The following is a 15150-nucleotide window of genomic DNA, read 5'->3' on the forward strand; positions in this document are numbered from 1 at the left end:
AGTGTGAGAAGTGCGGACGTGGAGGAGGGGGCGGTGATTCCGGGCCGGGTCAGCCGGTCACGGATTCCGCCGTCGCCGTGCCGTGGACGGTGATGGGTGAGCTGTAGAACAGTCCGGTGAGGACCGGACGGTAGGTGAGCCGGATCCGGACCTGCACCTGCTGTGCGCTGGCGGACACACAGCCGGAGGCTGCCACGTCGCCCCCGGAGAGGCCCGACTGGGTGGCGAACTGGTGGACGCGGGAGGGGCAGTTCTCGTAGTTGATGGGCGCGTTGCGGCCCTGGCTGGCGCGCAGGGCCTCCTCGTCGATGTCCTGCGCCGCGTAGCGGGCTGCCTGCTCGGCGATGTCGGCAGCACGCTCACGCTGCGAGATGGACAGCCCGCCGTCCACCACGAACGCGGCCAGCACCATGAACAGCAGCGCGAACATGATGACCGCGGCGGCACCTGACCCGCTGTCGTCGCAGGCCGTGCGCCGGCCCTGCACCCAGCTGCCCACCCCCTCGGAGAGGGCCCGTCTCCCCCGGCTCATCCGGTCCTCCGGTACGGGTCGATCGGCGAACTGGAGCGGCCGGAGATGTCCTTGGCGATGTCCAGACCGAGGATGCCCAGGCCGCGTACCCGGCAGCTCACCTCGACGGTGAACAGCCCGCCGGAGCGGTAGTCGCTGCCCGCGTCCCGTACGGTGACGTTCCCCGCGCAGGTGCCCTTGAGGGTGGCGGCTGCCGCCTGTTGCGCGGCCGCCATCGCAGCGCCGTGGCTGCCGTGCTGGAGCGACCCGGCACGTGCGGCGTCCCGCGCGGCGCTGTCCACCGCTCCGCGCCCGTCCACGAGCTGGCCGAACGCGACGAGTACCAGGATGAACAGGATCATCACCGGCGCGAGGATGACGACCTCGATGGTCGACATCCCGGCGTCGCCGCCCCGCGGACCGGCCCACCGTCGCCTACTCATCACCCGCCCCCGTCCGGTACGAACCGCTCCACCGGTCCCCGGGAGATCGCGTACACGTCCATGTCCAGGCCCGGGAAGACGGAGGGCACCTGGGCGCGGATCTCCACACCCACGGTGTTGTCGTCGGGCCCGAGCAGCTTCACATCGGGGTTCAGGATCAGTTCGGGGCCGAGCTGTTCGATGTATTCGCCGGACGTCTGCCTCGCCTCGGCGCGCCAGCCTCCCGGGTCGGCGTCGGCCTCCTGCCGCGCCTTGCGGGCACCGGCCTGTGCCGCGGCCTGCGCCACATGGTCCGCGAAGAAGTACAGCGCGAACTGCACCGTCGCGAAGATCAGGAAGAACAGCACCGGGGTGAGCAGCACGAACTCGATCGCGGTCATGCCGCTTTCGCCGCGCTGGGAGGCGGCCTCCCATCTGCGGCGTGTCCATGCGACGAACCGTCGCTCAGCTCTCACCGGCGCTGCTCCTACTTGCAGGTGCCGTCCTCGTCGGCGCCGTCGATGCAGTCGCTCACCTTGTCCGCGCCGTTCCGGAGCGCGAGGTTGATGATGGCGGCGACCACGCCGACGATGGCCACCACGACTGCCGAGATGATCACCCACTCGACGGCGGAGGCGCCGCGGTCCAGCTCGCCGGAGCGGGCGCGCTGTATCCGGCCGCGCAGGAACGTGACGAGGAAGTCGACGGCGGGATGACTGATCGAACGCATCGGATTCGGCATCGTTCTCAGTCCTTTCTGGGTCTTCGGGCTTCGGGCTTCGGGCTCGGGTCTTCGGACAGGAGGTCAGATCTGGAAGACGCGCATCGCCGCCGGATAGATGAGAAAGACGAGGAAGCCCGCGCAGAGCATCAGCTGGGCCACGAGCATCGACTGGGACTTCTCACCCGCACTGCCCTCGATCTCGGACAGCTCCCGGTGCCGCATGGTCTCGGCGCGGGAGGAGAGCGAGGCACGCACCTTGGCGCCGTCGTCGGCGACCAGCGCCAAGGATGCCGACAGGTCCTTGAGTTCGTCGACCCCCAGCCGGATTCCGAGATCCCCGAGGGCCGCCCACTGGCTCTGCCCGGTGATCCGCGCGTCGGCGAGGGTGTCGCGGATACGGCGCAGCGCCCAGCCGTCGCTGACCTCGCTGGCCGCCTTCAGCGCCTCGGGCAGTCCGCGCCCGCCCGCCAGGTTCATGGCCACCAGGTCGAGATAGGCGCCGACCACCCGTCGCAGGTCGCGCCGCTTGGCGGCGGCGTCGCGGCGCACCTCCAGGTCCGGCAGCATGAAGAACAGCCCCGCGAAGAACAGCGCCAGCCACAGCGGGATCAGCGGGCTGCGGCCGAAGCCGATCAGCCAGCCGATCGAGAACAGGAACGGCCCGAAGAACAGCCCCGCGGCGCCCAGCAGCACCTTCGTCGCGAGGAAGTTCTCCCAGCGGCGCTCCAGCACCTCCAGGTCGGAACGGAGGTTGCGTTGCTCCCAGCCCTGCCGCAGATACAGCTCTGCGACCCGGACGCCGATCCGCGCCCGGAGGGTGGCGAACCGGCCGGTCTCCTCCGGGTTTCCCGCGACGGCCGACTGGTGAGCGGCGGAACGGGCGCGCAGCGCGTCGATCTCGGCGACGGAGGCGACGGCACCCCGCTTGCCGGGCACCAGCGCCCGTACGAGCAGGAACAGACCGAGCCCGGCGAGGGCTCCGGTGAGTGCGGTGAGGGTGAGGGTGTTCATCGGTCCAGCGCCTCCCTTCCGCCGACGGCTGGCTGCTCGCCCCGCTCGGCGGGGTGCTCGGCCCGTTCCGCCGGGTGGCCCGCGCGGGCCGCCGGTGCCGGCTGGTCGGCGTGGATCAGGAAGCGCTGGGGGGTCTCGATCCGCGACAGCTTGCGCAGCCACCAGAAACCGCAGGCGAACATCGCGCATACGCAGGCGAGTACGACCTGGCCGAGCGGGCTGCCGTAGGGCTTGACGAAGTCCCGGTTGAAGACGGCGAGGCCCAGCACGAAGGCCACGCTGACGCCGACGACGATCTGCACGCTGCGCCGCGTGGAGGCGCGCTGCGCCATCACCCGCTGCCGCATGTCCACCTCCTCGCGCGCCGACTTGGCCAGCGCGCCCAGCACCTCGCGCAGACCGGGGCCGCGCAGCCGGGAGTTGAGGATGAGGGCCGCGACGACGATGTCGGCCGAGGGGTCGTCCAGCTCGTCCGCCAGGTTCTGCAGCGCGGTGGGCAGCGGGGTGCGGGCCCGCAGCCGGTCGATGAGCGCGTCCAGATGCGGGCGCAGCGAGGGCGCAGCGGCGCGGGCCGAGGCGGGGATGGCCTGTTCGAGGCCGACGGCGCCCGCGATGGTGTCCCGCAGCGACTCCGTCCACGCCGCCAGCGCCTCCACCCGCTTCATCGCGGCCCGCTCCTCGGCGGCGCCGCCGAAGAGCCGGTCCCACACGAAGACGAGGATGCCGGTGGCGATGGCGGCGACCGGCCAGCGCGTCAGCAGCAGGACCAGCAGTCCCGCACACACCGCGATGGAGCCGCGCCGGCTCATGAACCGGACCAGCTCCGAGGCGCGCTTGCCCGCGTCCCGCTTCTCGTCCGGCGCCTTGGCGGGCAGCCCGCGCAGCGCGACGATCAGCAGCGCGATACCGCCGCCGACCGCGACACCGCAGGCGAGCGCGTAGAGGGTGGGCAGGGAGAAGATGCCGCCCGTACCGCCGTCGAGAGGCACGGTCTCACCCCCAGTTTCCGGTCGGCTGGTATCCGTAGACGGCCAGCTCCTGCGCACAGGAGACCGGCGCGTGCGCCAGCAGCCGCCCGTCGGGTGCCTCGGCGAAGACCTCGCTGGAGAGCACCCGGCCGTCCACGCCGTTGATCTCCCGTACGGAGGTGACCGAGCGGGACAGCCGCCCGCCGCTGGCGAAGGCGTTGCGGCGCTCGATGAAGACGACGAAGTTGATGGCCCCCGCGATCAGCATCTGGGTTGCCTCGATGGGCAGCCGCTCGGCGGCCTGGAGCGCGTAGGTGGAGATGCGGTTGAAGACCTCGCTGGAGCTGTTGGCGTGGATCGTGGACAGCGAGCCGTCGTTGCCCTGGGACATGGCGTTGAGCATCGTGACGATCTCGTCGCCGAGCACCTCACCGACGATCACCCGGGAGGGGTTCATCCGCAGCGAGCGGCGGACCAGTTCGGCCATGCTGATGGTGCCCTGGCCCTCGGAGTTGGGCAGCCGCTCCTCGAACGCGACCACGTTCGGGTGCAGTTCGGGGAACTGGTCCAGGCCCAGTTCCAGCGCGCGCTCGACGGTGATCAGCCGCTCGTGCGGCGGGATCTCGTTGGCGAGGGCGCGCAGCAGCGTCGTCTTACCGGCGTTCGTCGCGCCCGCGATCATGATGTTCTTACGGGCCCGCACCGCCGCCGTCAGAAAGCTGCCCAGCTCCGGAGTGAGCGTCCCGTTGCCCACCAGGTCGGAGATGAAGACCTTGCCCATCCGGGCGCGCCGGATCGACAGCGCGGGGCGCCTTGTGACGTCCATGACGGCCGACAGCCGGGAGCCGTCGGGCAGCCGCAGGTCCAGCTGCGGGTTGGCGGAGTCGAACGGGCGGGAGGACAGGCCCGAGTAGGCGCCGAGGATCTGGATCAGCTCGACCAGTTCCTCGTCCGACTCGGCAACCGGTTCGCCCCGCATCTCACGGCCGTCGGCGTAGCCGACGAAGACCTGGTCGTAGCCGTTGACATCGATGTTCTCGACCTCGGGGTCGTCCAGCAGCGGCTGGAGCCGCCCCACGCCGAACAGCGCGGCGTGCACGGCCGCCGCGTACGCCTCCTCGGACTGCGCGTCCGGCGGGGTGCGTCCGGAGGTGATCTCCGTGCGCGCGTACTCCTCGAGGATCTGCGCGATCACGGCACGGGCGAACTGCCGCTCGTCCTCGGCGGTCATCGGGGCAACACCGGACGCCTGGTCTATTCGGCGCTGCTCGGCGATCCGGTCCCCGGCCTCCTGCCGGAACCGCTTCACCAACTGGTGGTCGACCATGCTCGCACTCACGACGCGGCCCCCTCGTCCCGCGACCGCTCCCCGCTGCCGGGCAACGGCACCGGCGGCGTGGGTGCGGGCGCTGGTGCCGTGGGCCTACGCCGCCCGCGGAAGCCCTTGAGCCCTCGCGCCGGCTCACCCTGCGCGGGGCCACCCGATGCCGGTGAGGCGGATGCCTGCGTCGGCGGTGCCTGAACGGGGGGCAGCGCACCGGGAGTTTGCGGACCCGGCATCTGCGGACCCGGCGCTTGCGCACCAGGCGTCTGCGGACCCGACGCTTGCGAACGCGACGCTTGCGGACCCGGCGCTTGCGAACGCGGTGCACCGTAATCGGGCCCGACGGGCGGCGGGCCCTGCTGCGGGGGTGGGGTCCGGGGTGGGGTCCGGGGTGGGGTCCGATGCGGGGGCGGTCCTTGCCGCGGCGGCGGGGTCCGGTCCTGGCCCGCACCGGGTCGGCCCGTCGGGGCGTGCGGCGCCGGGCCGGACGGGAGGAGCTCGGCCGGGCCGGTTGGCTGCCCGGCGACCGGCGCCGGACCGGGGCCCTGGCGGTGAACCTGGTCCTGGCCGCGCGAAGTCGGGGGCTGCTGCTGCGGCTGCGCTGCGGCCGGCGCCCAGGCAGCGCCGTACTGCTGGTGGAGGTCGGTGGCGATCTTGCGTACGGAGCGGACGAGCAGCGAGCGCTCGACCCGCCCCCGGCGGCGGCCCGCCAACTGCTCGGCGCCCAGCGGGTCATGGGCGAGCACGCCCACGACCTGGGCGCCCGCGCGGGAGGCGACCAGCATGTCGTTGACCTGACCCGCGATCTTGGCGGCGCCCTGCGCCTGGGATACCAGCAGCACGCCGAGCAGCGGCTGGGCGAGCGGCGACATGCCGCGGCCCGTGCCGTGCAGCCGCGCGGTCAGAGCCAGGGCGCGGTCCCGCACCCGGGCGATCTGCTCCGGCTCGTCCCGCGCGATCAGCAGCACCAGCGCGGCGTGCGGAAAGAGCGCCACCGAAGCGGACTCCGGGCCGATCCGCCCGCAGTCGGCGATGACATCGGCGGCCAACTGGGGATGCGGCGTCTCCGCGAGGGACGCGAAGGCGCGGCCCAGGGTGTCCCACTGTCCGGCCAGCCCCGCCGACTGTTCGGCATTGCCGAGTCCGACGAGGACTTCGAGCCCTCCGGAGAGCCGCTGCGTGTGGTCCCACAACTGCTCGGCGGCGAGCCCTCTGCGCGCGGTCGCGGCCAGCGAGAGCAGCCCGGTGTTGGGGTCCAGCGGACGGCCGTCCGTGGCGGGGCTGCGGTAGACGAGATCGCCGCCCGCGGTGTCCATCTCGGCCAGCAGTGCGCGGCGCGGCCACACCGCCGAGAGGGCGACGGCGGCCGTAGTGACCCCCGGTGCCCCTTTGTCGGCGGCGAGTGCGATCAGCGCCATCCGGCTACGCCTTTCCTTGGTGTCGTGTCGTCCCTGCCGTGCTGCCCCTCGTTGCGTCTGCCGTCATGTCCTGCCGTAGCCGACGACGATGCTCAGCGGCGGACGGTTCCGCGGGCCCGTTCCCGTCCTCCATGGCGCGGGCACGGCGCGGTCCGGCTGCGCGTGCCGTCAGCTTCCGCTGTCGGAGTCGAGGACGAGGGACACTTCCCCGTTGGACGCGGCCGCGGTCAGCTCGGCGGCGTCGCTCTTGTCGACGACGACGGAGACGGGAAGGTTGCCGCTGGAGGCGAGGGAGTCGTCGGAGCCGGACCTGATCGACTGGACCTTGGCGCCCTCGGCGATCGTCGCGTTGCCGGAGCCGTTGTTCCGGCCGGACGCGTCGTCGCCCGTGTCGTCGGCCCCGCCACCGGTCGCGTCGCTGCCGCCGGAGGAGGTCTCGCGGCCCACGCGGTACGCGGAGACCGTGTCGCCCTCCTTCAGGCGCGGCGGGTACTGGCCGCTCTTGAGCGAGAGCCCCACCACGGCCTTGCCGGATGCCAGGCCCTTCTCCTTGGTGAGCATGCTGCCCACCAGCACCGTCCCGTCGACCAGATCGGTGGCCGAGCGGTACTTCTTGAGCAGACCGCGCTGGTCCCAGCGCACGTACTTGATGTCGCTGTCCTCGGCGACCATCACCGATTTGATGGCCGAGTCCGGGATGGGCTGCCCCTGCGGGACCCGCTTGGTGATGGCGACGGCCTCGACCCGGTCACCCGCGCGCATCACCAGGACGGTCGCGCCCAGCGCGCCGAGGAGGACGAGGAGGACGGCGAGCGCGGCGAGCGCGGGCTTGCGTTCGCGTGGCGGGGACGGAAGCCGGTCCCCGGCCGGTGCGGTGAGTGCCGCCCCGCGCCCGACCCCGGCGGAGCTCCGCTCCTGGGTCTTCACCTCACCACCCCCGTGTTGTGGTCTTTCCCCGTCTTGTGGTCTTTGTGCGTCTCACGTCGTGTCACGTCGAGAACCTGCCCCGTGCCGACATGCCGCTACCGCCATGTCGGACATACCCCCGCGTACCAACAGGCGACTACGCCATGTAAATCCCGGGCACAGTATCAACACCCCCCGACCCCCTCAAGGCGGATCCGAACGCCACCGAGGCCGGGTTCCGGGCGCCGTCGCGGCCCGAGGCCACAGGGCTGCTGAGGTGAAGATCCCAGAACCGGGGCGGTGCGGATCGCCGCTGTTCGAGTACGGTGTGAGAACGGCGTCAAGATCGCGTCAAAATTCGTCATAGGTGTGCCGGGAAGTCTGGTCGGCGGTACGGGGCCCTCCCCGTATCTCTGCACTCGCCGATCCAGGGAGCGCCATGACACCGTCCAGCACAGACGAGCACCGCACTTCGCTCTTCGCCCTGCCGTCGGCCCGTGAGCGCAAGCTGCTGTCGGACGCGCTGCGTACGGAGACCGTCGGCGGGACAATTCTGCTGGCCGCCGCCGTGCTGGCACTCGTATGGGCCAACACCCCGCTCGCGCATCTCTACGAGACGGTGCGGTCCTTCCACTTCGGCATCCCCGCGCTGGGCCTCGATCTGTCGGTGGAGCACTGGGCCTCGGACGGCGTCCTGACGCTCTTCTTCTTCGTCGCCGGAGCTGAGCTGAAGCGCGAACTGACCGTCGGTGAGCTACGCCGTCCGGCCGCCGCCGCGCTCCCCGTCATCGCTGCGGCCAGCGGCATGGTCGTGCCCGCCCTCTGCTACGTCGTGGTGAACCTGGCGCGCGGCGGCGATCTGAACGGCTGGGCCGTCCCGATGGCCACCGACATCGCCTTCGCCCTCGGTGTGCTCGCCGTGATCGGCACCAATCTGCCCTCCGGCATCCGCGCCTTCCTGCTCACCCTCGCCATCGTCGACGACCTGGGCGCGATCCTCGTGATCGCCGTCTTCTACACCTCCACCCTCAACTGGGCGGCGTTCGCCGGTGCCGTCGCCGGACTGGTGCTCTTCCGCGTCCTCCACGTCAACCTGCGGCTTCGCGGCTGGTACGTGTACGTACCGCTGGCCGTGGTCATCTGGGCGCTGATGTACAACAGCGGCGTGCACGCCACCATCGCGGGCGTCGCGATGGGCCTGCTGCTGCGGGTGCGGCCCGACGATCCCGACGACCCGGAGAGCAGCTCCCCCGCCGAGCGCATCGAGCACCTGGTCCGGCCGCTGTCCGCCGGCTTCGCCGTGCCCGTCTTCGCCTTTTTCGCGGCAGGTGTCGGCGTCTCCGGCTCGGCGCTGAGCGAGACCTTCCGGCAACCGGAGGCGCTCGGGGTGATGGTGGGGCTGTTCGCCGGCAAGTTCATCGGCATCTTCGGCGGCACCTACCTGGCCGCCCGCTTCACCCGCGCGCGGCTCAGCTCCGATCTGGCCTGGGCGGACGTGGCCGGGGTCGCGATGCTGGCGGGGATCGGCTTCACGGTCTCCCTGCTGGTGTCCGAACTGGCCTTCCAGGGCGCGTCCGTCACCGAACACACCAAGGCCGCCGTCCTCCTGGGCTCCCTGCTCTCCGCACTGGTCGCCTGCGTCATGCTGAAGCTGCGCGACGCGAAGTACCGGGCCCTGTGGGAGGCCGAGACCCGCGACGAGGACCAGGACTCCATCCCCGACATAGACCAGGAACTGGACCCGATAAACCGCCCCACGGAAGCCGCCCGCCGCGCCCGCGAGCAGAACAGCGATTGACGCGCCCCGAAGGGGCGTGGGGAACTGCTCCCCCAGCCTCCGGCCGGGAGGTGCCCCCAGCAACCACGAGGCCCCCGCAGCCTGCGGACCTCGGACAGGGGCAGCCCCTCCCCAGCACAGGGGCGCCGGACAAGCCGTAGGCTCCCCGCATGGATGCAGCACAACGCGTCGCCGAGCACCTCCGAGAGCTGGGCGCGAACAGCGAGATCCGCACCTTCTCCGTACCCATGCCCACCGCGGCGGCCGCCGCGGAACAGCTGGGGTGTGCCGTGGGCGCGATCGCCAACAGCCTGGTGTTCGCCGTCGACGGCGAGCCGCTGCTGGTGGTGGCCAGTGGGGCGCACCGGGTGGACACCGGGCTGGTGGCCGCGCTGCTCGGCGTGGGGAAGAAGAAGATCCGGCGGGCGAGCCCTGAATTCGTCACCGAGGCGACGGGGCAGCTGGTGGGCGGGGTGGCCCCGCTCGGCCACGAGAAGCCGCTGCGCACCCTGGTCGACGTACAGCTCAAGGAGCACGAGGTCGTCTGGGCCGGGGGCGGCGACAAATACACCATGTTCGCCACCGACTTCGACGAGCTCGTACGCCTGACGAACGGACTCGCGGCGCAGGTCGGCGACTGACGCGACCCGAAGGGGCGCGGGGAACAGCGCGACCAGCCACGACGTGCCGGCAGCCGGCAGACGCCAGGCAGGGGCAGCCTGTTACCAGAACAGGCAAGCGGCGTCGCAAGGCTCACCGCGCCGACCCGAGGGTGAGCCTCAAAAACCGCGGGCGGTAGTAGTCCACGTTGCGGTGAACGGCCCCGCCAGGGCCCAGCACGTTCACGTCATAGCTGATCAGCAGTTCCCGCCCCGAGCGGGACGAGAACTCCGCATGCCCCTGCGGGTTGTACGGCACCACGCCGGACTGCGCGCCGCCCTCCGGGAGCGGCGGTTTCACCACCCGGCCGGGCCCGTGCCAAGGGCCGGTCGGCGAGCAGGACCAGTACGAGACGATGTCGGTGATCCCTCCCCCGTCCGGCGCCCCGGCGTCCATGGTCAGCAGCAGCCAACTGTCCTTGTGCCGCACGACCGAGTAGGTACCGGTCGCGCCGCGCTGCACGGTCTTGCCGACGAGTATCGGCTGCGACTTGGCGGGGTCGTCCTGCCACCCGCCGCCCTCGTCTGCGGGACCTGCCCAGAACTGCCACGCTCCCGCGTCCCCGAGCCTTCCCCGTGGGGCGCGGGCGACGTGCGCCCGGGATGCCTTGCCGCTGACGCTGCCCTCGTCGGCGCCGAAGACGTAGGTCCAGTCGCCCCGGTTGATCGCCGAGGTGCCATACAGCACGCGGCGCTCGACATCGGTCTGCTGCGGCCGGTGGATCGGCGTGATGCCCTCCAGCCGCAGATCCGGCAGCGAAAGGGTCGCCACCTCCGAGGCGCGGGGCACGCCGAAGATCCACGGCGGCTGCCCCGCCTCACGCTGCCACAGCAGTACGCGTACCACCTTCTCGTCCGACCCCGGGGCGCGCGGCTCCACCACGGCCTGTACCGGCCAGCGCCACACCTCGCGCCCTTCAGGGGTCGCGGTGCCCGGGAAGAGCGCCGTGGGACGGGTGTCGGTACCGCCGAGCAGCGTCCGTTCGAACCGCTCGCCCTTGGACATGGCCAGCCCGGAGTTGCGTACCCAGACCGCGTTGGGCGCGCGACTGTGGTCGTCGTTCACCCGGTCGAGGAAAGTGTCGGCGGACAGCCACAGCGTCCGCCCGTCGGGCAGCCGCACCGAGCGGGTGCCGTCACCACCGGTCCAGTCGTCCAGCCGCGCGTTGTCGTCGCCGTACCGGGCCAGTTCGCGCGTCATCCGCTCGTCGGTACGCCAGCCGGTCACCCGCGCCCCGGAGCAGCCGTCCCGGCGCTCCTCCCCGTCGGGCACCGACACCAGTGCCCCGACCAGCACCAGCGCAGCCAGCGCTCCCGCCCCGAGTCTCCATCGGGTGCCGCTGGGTAACCCGTTCCCCTGGCCCGCCATCGGCCACAGGCTAGTGCGCGGCCGGGCGAGGGGGCACCCCTCTCCTGCACAGGGGGAGGGGCGGCGCAGCATGCACCGGACAAGCCATAGAGTGCTGGCACGAGGCTCGGAGTACGCAAAACGGGGGCAGGGACATGGCGAGCGCGAACGACGACGACGCCGAGTGCGACGACTCCGCGTACGGCGAAGCCCTCCTGCGTGCCGAACTCGCCCCCGGCGAGCTGTGGGCGCGGGTCGCGCTGATCGTCGGGCTGTGCGCCGGCTGCGGCTTCCTGGCCTCGGGGATCTACGACTACACGCACGTCGGCCGCCCCAAGGGACTGGCCGCGAACCTGTCGCTCGGCATCGGCACCGCGCTGGTCCCGGCGACGCTTGCGCTGCTGCTGACGTTGCGCGGCAAGAGCCGCGACCGGCGCAGGCTCATCGAGCTGTACGGGGTGGCAGCTCGGCGGGGCAAGACGGAGCAGGCCCTGCGCGGGCGCCGCGCGGGGTGGATGACGGTCTGCGTGCTCGCGCTCGCCCTGGCGTTCGTCTTCTTCGTCGGAGGGCTCACCCAGGCGTTCTCCTCCGACCCGTACGAGGAGCCCGATCCGACCGTCTACGGCGCCCTGCTGGCGTGGGCCGCGATCCTGACGGTTGCGGGCTGCGCAGGCATCGCGAAGGCCCGCCGCTACCGCCCGAGCAGCAGCGCCGACGGCGCATACGGGAGCGGCACGGCTGCCGCCGGAGGCCGTACGGGACGCCGGCCGGAGCCCACCTCTCCCCGCGCAGCCCTCTATGCGCGGCTCGGCTCCCAGCCCGCCGCCCCGCACCGGTTCAGCCCCCGGCTGGACGCCCGCATCCAGCGGCTGTCCCGCCCCGCGGCCGTGACACTGGCGACGGCCGCGACGCTGGTGGGCTGCGCGCTGGCAGCCGCCACCATGCTGGTGCCCCGGTACATAGGCGGCGGCAGACCGCTGTTCTGGACGCTGACGCTGGTCACCGCGGCTTATTTGATCGCTCTGCTCCTCGAGCTGACGCACTACGGACCGCGCCGCCGCTATCTGCTGCTCGTCATTTTCGCGGGCATAGCGCTCTTCCCGATCGCCGGGCACGGCTACTCCACGTCCGTGCTGGTGGAGCGCGGTGAGTGGGTGCGCGTCGAGATGACCGAGGTGCACCACCACGCCAAGGGCGGGCCCACCTGCGATCTGCGTCCGCTGACCAAGGGCAAGGTCACCGAGAACGACAACATGACCATCGCGTGCGACGAGGACGAGGCGGGCGACACCCTGCTGGTCTTCGCCGACCCCCAGGGCGACGTGCGACCGCGCCGTTCGGCACCGACCGGCATGACGAGCTTCTTCGTCGGTTGGGGCATCTCCTCCGCCGTCCTCGTGAGCTGCGCCGTCGGCGCCGCGCTCTACGGCCACCGGCGCCGCAGGGAGCTGGGCCTGAACACCACGGAAAGGGACCGCTGATGACGACCGAGCCCGAGGACTCCGCCCACCGCCCCGAGGACGCCCCCACGCACCCGGTCTACCCCGATCTGGCGGGCAAGGTGGCGGTGGTCACCGGCGGCTCCCGCGGCATCGGTGCCGAGACCGGGCGGGCGCTGGCCGCACAGGGCGTCGCCGTCTGCCTGGTGGGGCGGGACCGGCCCGCGCTGTTCGAAGTCGCCGAGAGCATCGGCAAGCAGGGCGGCACCGCGACCGGCGTCGTCGCCGATGTGACGGACGCCGCCGCGCTGGGCCGGGTGGCCGAACGGGTCGCCGACGAGCTCGGCCCGGTCGACATCCTCGCGGCCTTCGCGGGCGGCCAGAGCGCACCCACCCCCTCGCTCGAACTGACCGAGGACCGCTGGCGCCAGGTCCTCGACACCGACCTGACCTCCGCGTTCCTCACCATCCGCACCTTCCTGCCCGGCATGGTCGAGCGGTTCAGCGGCAGCATCCTCACCCTGTCCTCGTCGGCGGGCCGCCAGCCCGGCCAGGCCAACCTCGCCTACGGCGTCGCCAACGCGGGCCTGACCATGCTCACCCGGCAACTCGCCACCGAGCTGGGCCCCCAGGGCATCCGCGTCAACTGCCTCGCCCCCACCACCGTCCGCACCGACAAAGTCGCCGCAGGCATGTCCAAGGAGCTCCAGCACAAAGCCGCCCTCCGCCACCCCCTCCGCCGTCTCGCCGAGCCCGCCGACGTCGCCTCGACGGCCGTGTTCCTCGCCTCCGACGCTGCGAACTTCCTGACGGGCATCACCGTTGACGTGGCGGGCGGCCGAATCACCAACTAGGGCATCCGGCCGATCTTGCCGCGCCCCTCCCCCTGTTCCGGCGAGGGGGTGCCCCTGCCGGACGCTCGCGAGCTGCGGGCGCGTTGTGGCTTGGCGCGCAGTTCCCCGCGCCCCTTGCGGGGCACGTCCCCCTGCGAAGCTTGGGCAGTCTGCGCCCTGGGGGTACCCCCTGCTCGAAGAGCTTGGGGGAGCAGGGTGGGCAAGCGCAGCCCCCCATGCCGGGTACGCAGAACCCACGGGGCAACCCCCAAAGGCTTCGCCGCGCGTTCACCTAGCCAACACCTGGCGGCGCGCCCGCGCGTAGGGCCACGCGGTTTCGATGGCCACGGTCCCGATATTCGAGACGAGGAGGGGACCTTGTCATCATCACTGTCCAGAAGAGATGTGCTCCGCACCAGCGCCTTCGGCGGGTTGGGCTTTGTGGTCGCCGGCAGCGTGGACGCCATCGCGGCGCCCGCGGCCGGGGCAATCACCCGCCGGGCCGGCGGCTACGGCGAGCTGGTTCCCGATCCGGCCGGCCTGCTGTCTCTGCCGAAGGGGTTCAGCTATCGGATCGTCGCCGAGGCCGGTGCGACAAAGCTGGAGAGCGGTGAGCCGACGCCGTCCGATCCCGACGGCACCGCCTGCTTCGCACGCGGCGGGGGCAAGGGCTTCGTGCTGGTCAACAACCACGAGATCGGCGGCGGCGAGGACCACGGCGTGCCGCCGCTGCCGGGCCTGACGTACGACCCGGGCGCCAAGGGCGGCACCACCAACATCGTCGTCGACGCCGACGGCAAGCGCGTGAGCGAGTACGTGAGCCTGGCCGGGACGCACAACAACTGCGCCGGCGGCCAGACCCCGTGGAACACGTGGCTGACCTGCGAGGAGACCGAACAGCGCGCCGGGGGCGAGTACCAGAAGGATCACGGCTACGTCTTCGAGGTCGACGCCTTCGACCGCGACGCCAACGCCGAGCCGGTGCCGCTGAAGTTCCTGGGCCGCTACTCGCACGAGGCCGTCGCCGTCGATCCCCGTGGGCCCATCTATCTCACGGAGGACGCCAACGACCCGCACGGCCTGTACTACCGGTGGACCCCGCCCAAGAACTTCCGCCCCGGGAAGGGCGCGCTGCGGGCCCTCGCGCTCTCCGAAGGCGGCGCCACCGCTGGCCGCTTGCAGGCGATGAGCTGTTTCAAGGGCAGCAGCCAGATCGCCGACCTGTCCCAGGCCACCCGGCCGGGCACCCGCTACAACGTCAAATGGGTCGACGTTCCCGACCGCGACGCCACCCGCGAGTCGGTCCGCAAGCAGTTCGACGCCGGGCAAGTGACCGCAGCCCGCAAGCTGGAGGGCGCCTACTGGGCCGACGGCGGCGCCTACTTCGTCGCCAGCTACGCCCGCACCAGCGACGGCAGCACCAACGAACACGACGGTCAGGTCTGGTTCTACGACCCGGCATCGGAGACGGTCACGCTGAAGACCATCTTCGGTGTGAACCCCGACCCCGACGCCGACACGAACTACGACGGCCCCGACAACATCGTGGTCGACCCGCACGGCGGTCTGATCCTCGCCGAGGACGGCGAAGGCATCCAGCACCTCGTCGGCGTCACCAAGGACGGCGCCTCCTACCCGCTGGCCCGCAACGACCTCAACGACAGCGAGTTCGCCGGCCCGACGTTCAGCGACGACGGCCGCATCCTCTTCGCCGCCATCCAGAGCCCGGGCCACGTCTTCGCCATCACCGGCCCCTGGGCCCCGCAGTAGTCCGAGGCGCCCGACAGTCGTGAGCCCCCGGCCGGGGGCT

The 15150-nt window shown here is 71.8% G+C and carries 14 protein-coding genes and 1 pseudogene; 5 read left to right on the forward strand and 10 right to left on the reverse strand.

Going from position 1 to position 15150, the window contains the following annotated elements; all coding sequences use genetic code 11:
* Positions 1 to 49: 49 nt before the first annotated feature.
* From ACTWQF_RS15260 to ACTWQF_RS15300, 9 genes and pseudogenes are all read right to left on the reverse strand, one after another.
* Complete coding sequence (locus tag ACTWQF_RS15260) at positions 50 to 532, reverse strand: Tad domain-containing protein (protein ID WP_443279924.1); 483 nt, start codon at positions 530 to 532, stop codon at positions 50 to 52.
* Positions 529 to 954 (reverse strand): TadE/TadG family type IV pilus assembly protein, encoded by a 426-nt coding sequence (locus ACTWQF_RS15265; RefSeq protein ID WP_443279925.1) that lies wholly within the window; start codon positions 952 to 954, stop codon positions 529 to 531. The genes ACTWQF_RS15260 and ACTWQF_RS15265 overlap by 4 nt, the downstream gene beginning before the upstream one ends.
* Positions 954 to 1409, reverse strand: a complete 456-nt coding sequence (locus tag ACTWQF_RS15270; RefSeq protein ID WP_443279926.1) for a TadE family protein — start codon at positions 1407 to 1409, stop codon at positions 954 to 956. The genes ACTWQF_RS15265 and ACTWQF_RS15270 overlap by 1 nt, the downstream gene beginning before the upstream one ends.
* Before the next feature lie 11 nt (positions 1410 to 1420).
* Positions 1421 to 1675 (reverse strand): hypothetical protein, encoded by a 255-nt coding sequence (locus ACTWQF_RS15275; RefSeq protein WP_443279927.1) that lies wholly within the window; start codon positions 1673 to 1675, stop codon positions 1421 to 1423.
* A gap of 63 nt (positions 1676 to 1738) precedes the next feature.
* Positions 1739 to 2668 (reverse strand): type II secretion system F family protein, encoded by a 930-nt coding sequence (locus ACTWQF_RS15280; protein ID WP_443279928.1) that lies wholly within the window; start codon positions 2666 to 2668, stop codon positions 1739 to 1741.
* The gene (locus ACTWQF_RS15285) at positions 2665 to 3657 is read right to left on the reverse strand and encodes a type II secretion system F family protein (RefSeq protein WP_443279929.1); all 993 of its coding nucleotides are present in this window, start codon (positions 3655 to 3657) and stop codon (positions 2665 to 2667) included. The genes ACTWQF_RS15280 and ACTWQF_RS15285 overlap by 4 nt, the downstream gene beginning before the upstream one ends.
* A gap of 4 nt (positions 3658 to 3661) precedes the next feature.
* Positions 3662 to 4963, reverse strand: coding sequence for a CpaF family protein (locus ACTWQF_RS15290; RefSeq protein WP_443280166.1), 1302 nt, complete (start codon positions 4961 to 4963; stop codon positions 3662 to 3664).
* 584 nt (positions 4964 to 5547) lie between these two features.
* Positions 5548 to 6378, reverse strand: a pseudogene (locus ACTWQF_RS15295) (hypothetical protein); the annotation flags it as partial.
* Between the two features lie 168 nt (positions 6379 to 6546).
* Positions 6547 to 7305 carry a hypothetical protein gene (locus tag ACTWQF_RS15300; RefSeq protein WP_443279930.1) on the reverse strand — a complete coding sequence of 253 codons (759 nt, stop codon included), beginning with the start codon at positions 7303 to 7305 and terminating at the stop codon, positions 6547 to 6549.
* 418 nt (positions 7306 to 7723) lie between these two features.
* On the opposite strand from ACTWQF_RS15300, the gene nhaA reads away from it, so the two are divergent.
* Both nhaA and ACTWQF_RS15310 read left to right on the forward strand, forming a co-directional pair.
* Positions 7724 to 9082 carry a Na+/H+ antiporter NhaA gene (nhaA, locus tag ACTWQF_RS15305; RefSeq protein ID WP_443279931.1) on the forward strand — a complete coding sequence of 453 codons (1359 nt, stop codon included), beginning with the start codon at positions 7724 to 7726 and terminating at the stop codon, positions 9080 to 9082.
* Between the two features lie 149 nt (positions 9083 to 9231).
* On the forward strand, positions 9232 to 9702 hold the full coding sequence (locus ACTWQF_RS15310; RefSeq protein WP_443279932.1) for a YbaK/EbsC family protein: 471 nt from the start codon (positions 9232 to 9234) through the stop codon (positions 9700 to 9702).
* A 112-nt stretch (positions 9703 to 9814) separates the two neighbouring features.
* Here ACTWQF_RS15310 and ACTWQF_RS15315 read toward each other — a convergent pair whose 3' ends face one another.
* A complete protein-coding gene (locus ACTWQF_RS15315) occupies positions 9815 to 11089 on the reverse strand; it encodes a hypothetical protein (RefSeq protein WP_443279933.1) in 1275 nt (424 codons plus the stop codon).
* 134 nt (positions 11090 to 11223) lie between these two features.
* Here ACTWQF_RS15315 and ACTWQF_RS15320 point away from each other — a divergent pair, with 134 nt between their 5' ends.
* The 3 genes from ACTWQF_RS15320 (at position 11224) to ACTWQF_RS15330 (ending at position 15110) form a co-directional block, all read left to right on the forward strand.
* On the forward strand, positions 11224 to 12549 hold the full coding sequence (locus tag ACTWQF_RS15320) for a hypothetical protein (RefSeq protein WP_443279934.1): 1326 nt from the start codon (positions 11224 to 11226) through the stop codon (positions 12547 to 12549).
* Entirely contained in the window at positions 12549 to 13361 is an 813-nt protein-coding gene (locus tag ACTWQF_RS15325) for an SDR family NAD(P)-dependent oxidoreductase (RefSeq protein ID WP_443279935.1), read from the forward strand. Before ACTWQF_RS15320 ends, ACTWQF_RS15325 begins: the two co-directional genes overlap by 1 nt.
* Positions 13362 to 13718: 357 nt before the next feature.
* Positions 13719 to 15110, forward strand: coding sequence for an alkaline phosphatase PhoX (locus ACTWQF_RS15330; RefSeq protein ID WP_443279936.1), 1392 nt, complete (start codon positions 13719 to 13721; stop codon positions 15108 to 15110).
* Positions 15111 to 15150: the final 40 nt, after the last annotated feature.

It is taken from the genome of Streptomyces sp. 8N114 (assembly GCF_052245835.1).
In the GTDB taxonomy this organism is placed as follows: Bacteria; Actinomycetota; Actinomycetes; order Streptomycetales; family Streptomycetaceae; genus Streptomyces.

Excerpts from the sequence above, each read along its gene's own strand:
- nhaA (WP_443279931.1), top strand. The coding sequence starts at position 7,724 with ATGACACCGTCCAGCACAGACGAGCACCGCACTTCGCTCTTCGCCCTG.
- ACTWQF_RS15290 (WP_443280166.1), bottom strand. The coding sequence starts at position 4,963 with ATGGTCGACCACCAGTTGGTGAAGCGGTTCCGGCAGGAGGCCGGGGAC.
- ACTWQF_RS15260 (WP_443279924.1), bottom strand. The coding sequence starts at position 532 with ATGAGCCGGGGGAGACGGGCCCTCTCCGAGGGGGTGGGCAGCTGGGTG.
- ACTWQF_RS15315 (WP_443279933.1), bottom strand. The coding sequence starts at position 11,089 with ATGGCGGGCCAGGGGAACGGGTTACCCAGCGGCACCCGATGGAGACTC.
- ACTWQF_RS15265 (WP_443279925.1), bottom strand. The coding sequence starts at position 954 with ATGAGTAGGCGACGGTGGGCCGGTCCGCGGGGCGGCGACGCCGGGATG.
- ACTWQF_RS15280 (WP_443279928.1), bottom strand. The coding sequence starts at position 2,668 with ATGAACACCCTCACCCTCACCGCACTCACCGGAGCCCTCGCCGGGCTC.
- ACTWQF_RS15320 (WP_443279934.1), top strand. The coding sequence starts at position 11,224 with ATGGCGAGCGCGAACGACGACGACGCCGAGTGCGACGACTCCGCGTAC.
- ACTWQF_RS15275 (WP_443279927.1), bottom strand. The coding sequence starts at position 1,675 with ATGCCGAATCCGATGCGTTCGATCAGTCATCCCGCCGTCGACTTCCTC.
- ACTWQF_RS15310 (WP_443279932.1), top strand. The coding sequence starts at position 9,232 with ATGGATGCAGCACAACGCGTCGCCGAGCACCTCCGAGAGCTGGGCGCG.
- ACTWQF_RS15325 (WP_443279935.1), top strand. The coding sequence starts at position 12,549 with ATGACGACCGAGCCCGAGGACTCCGCCCACCGCCCCGAGGACGCCCCC.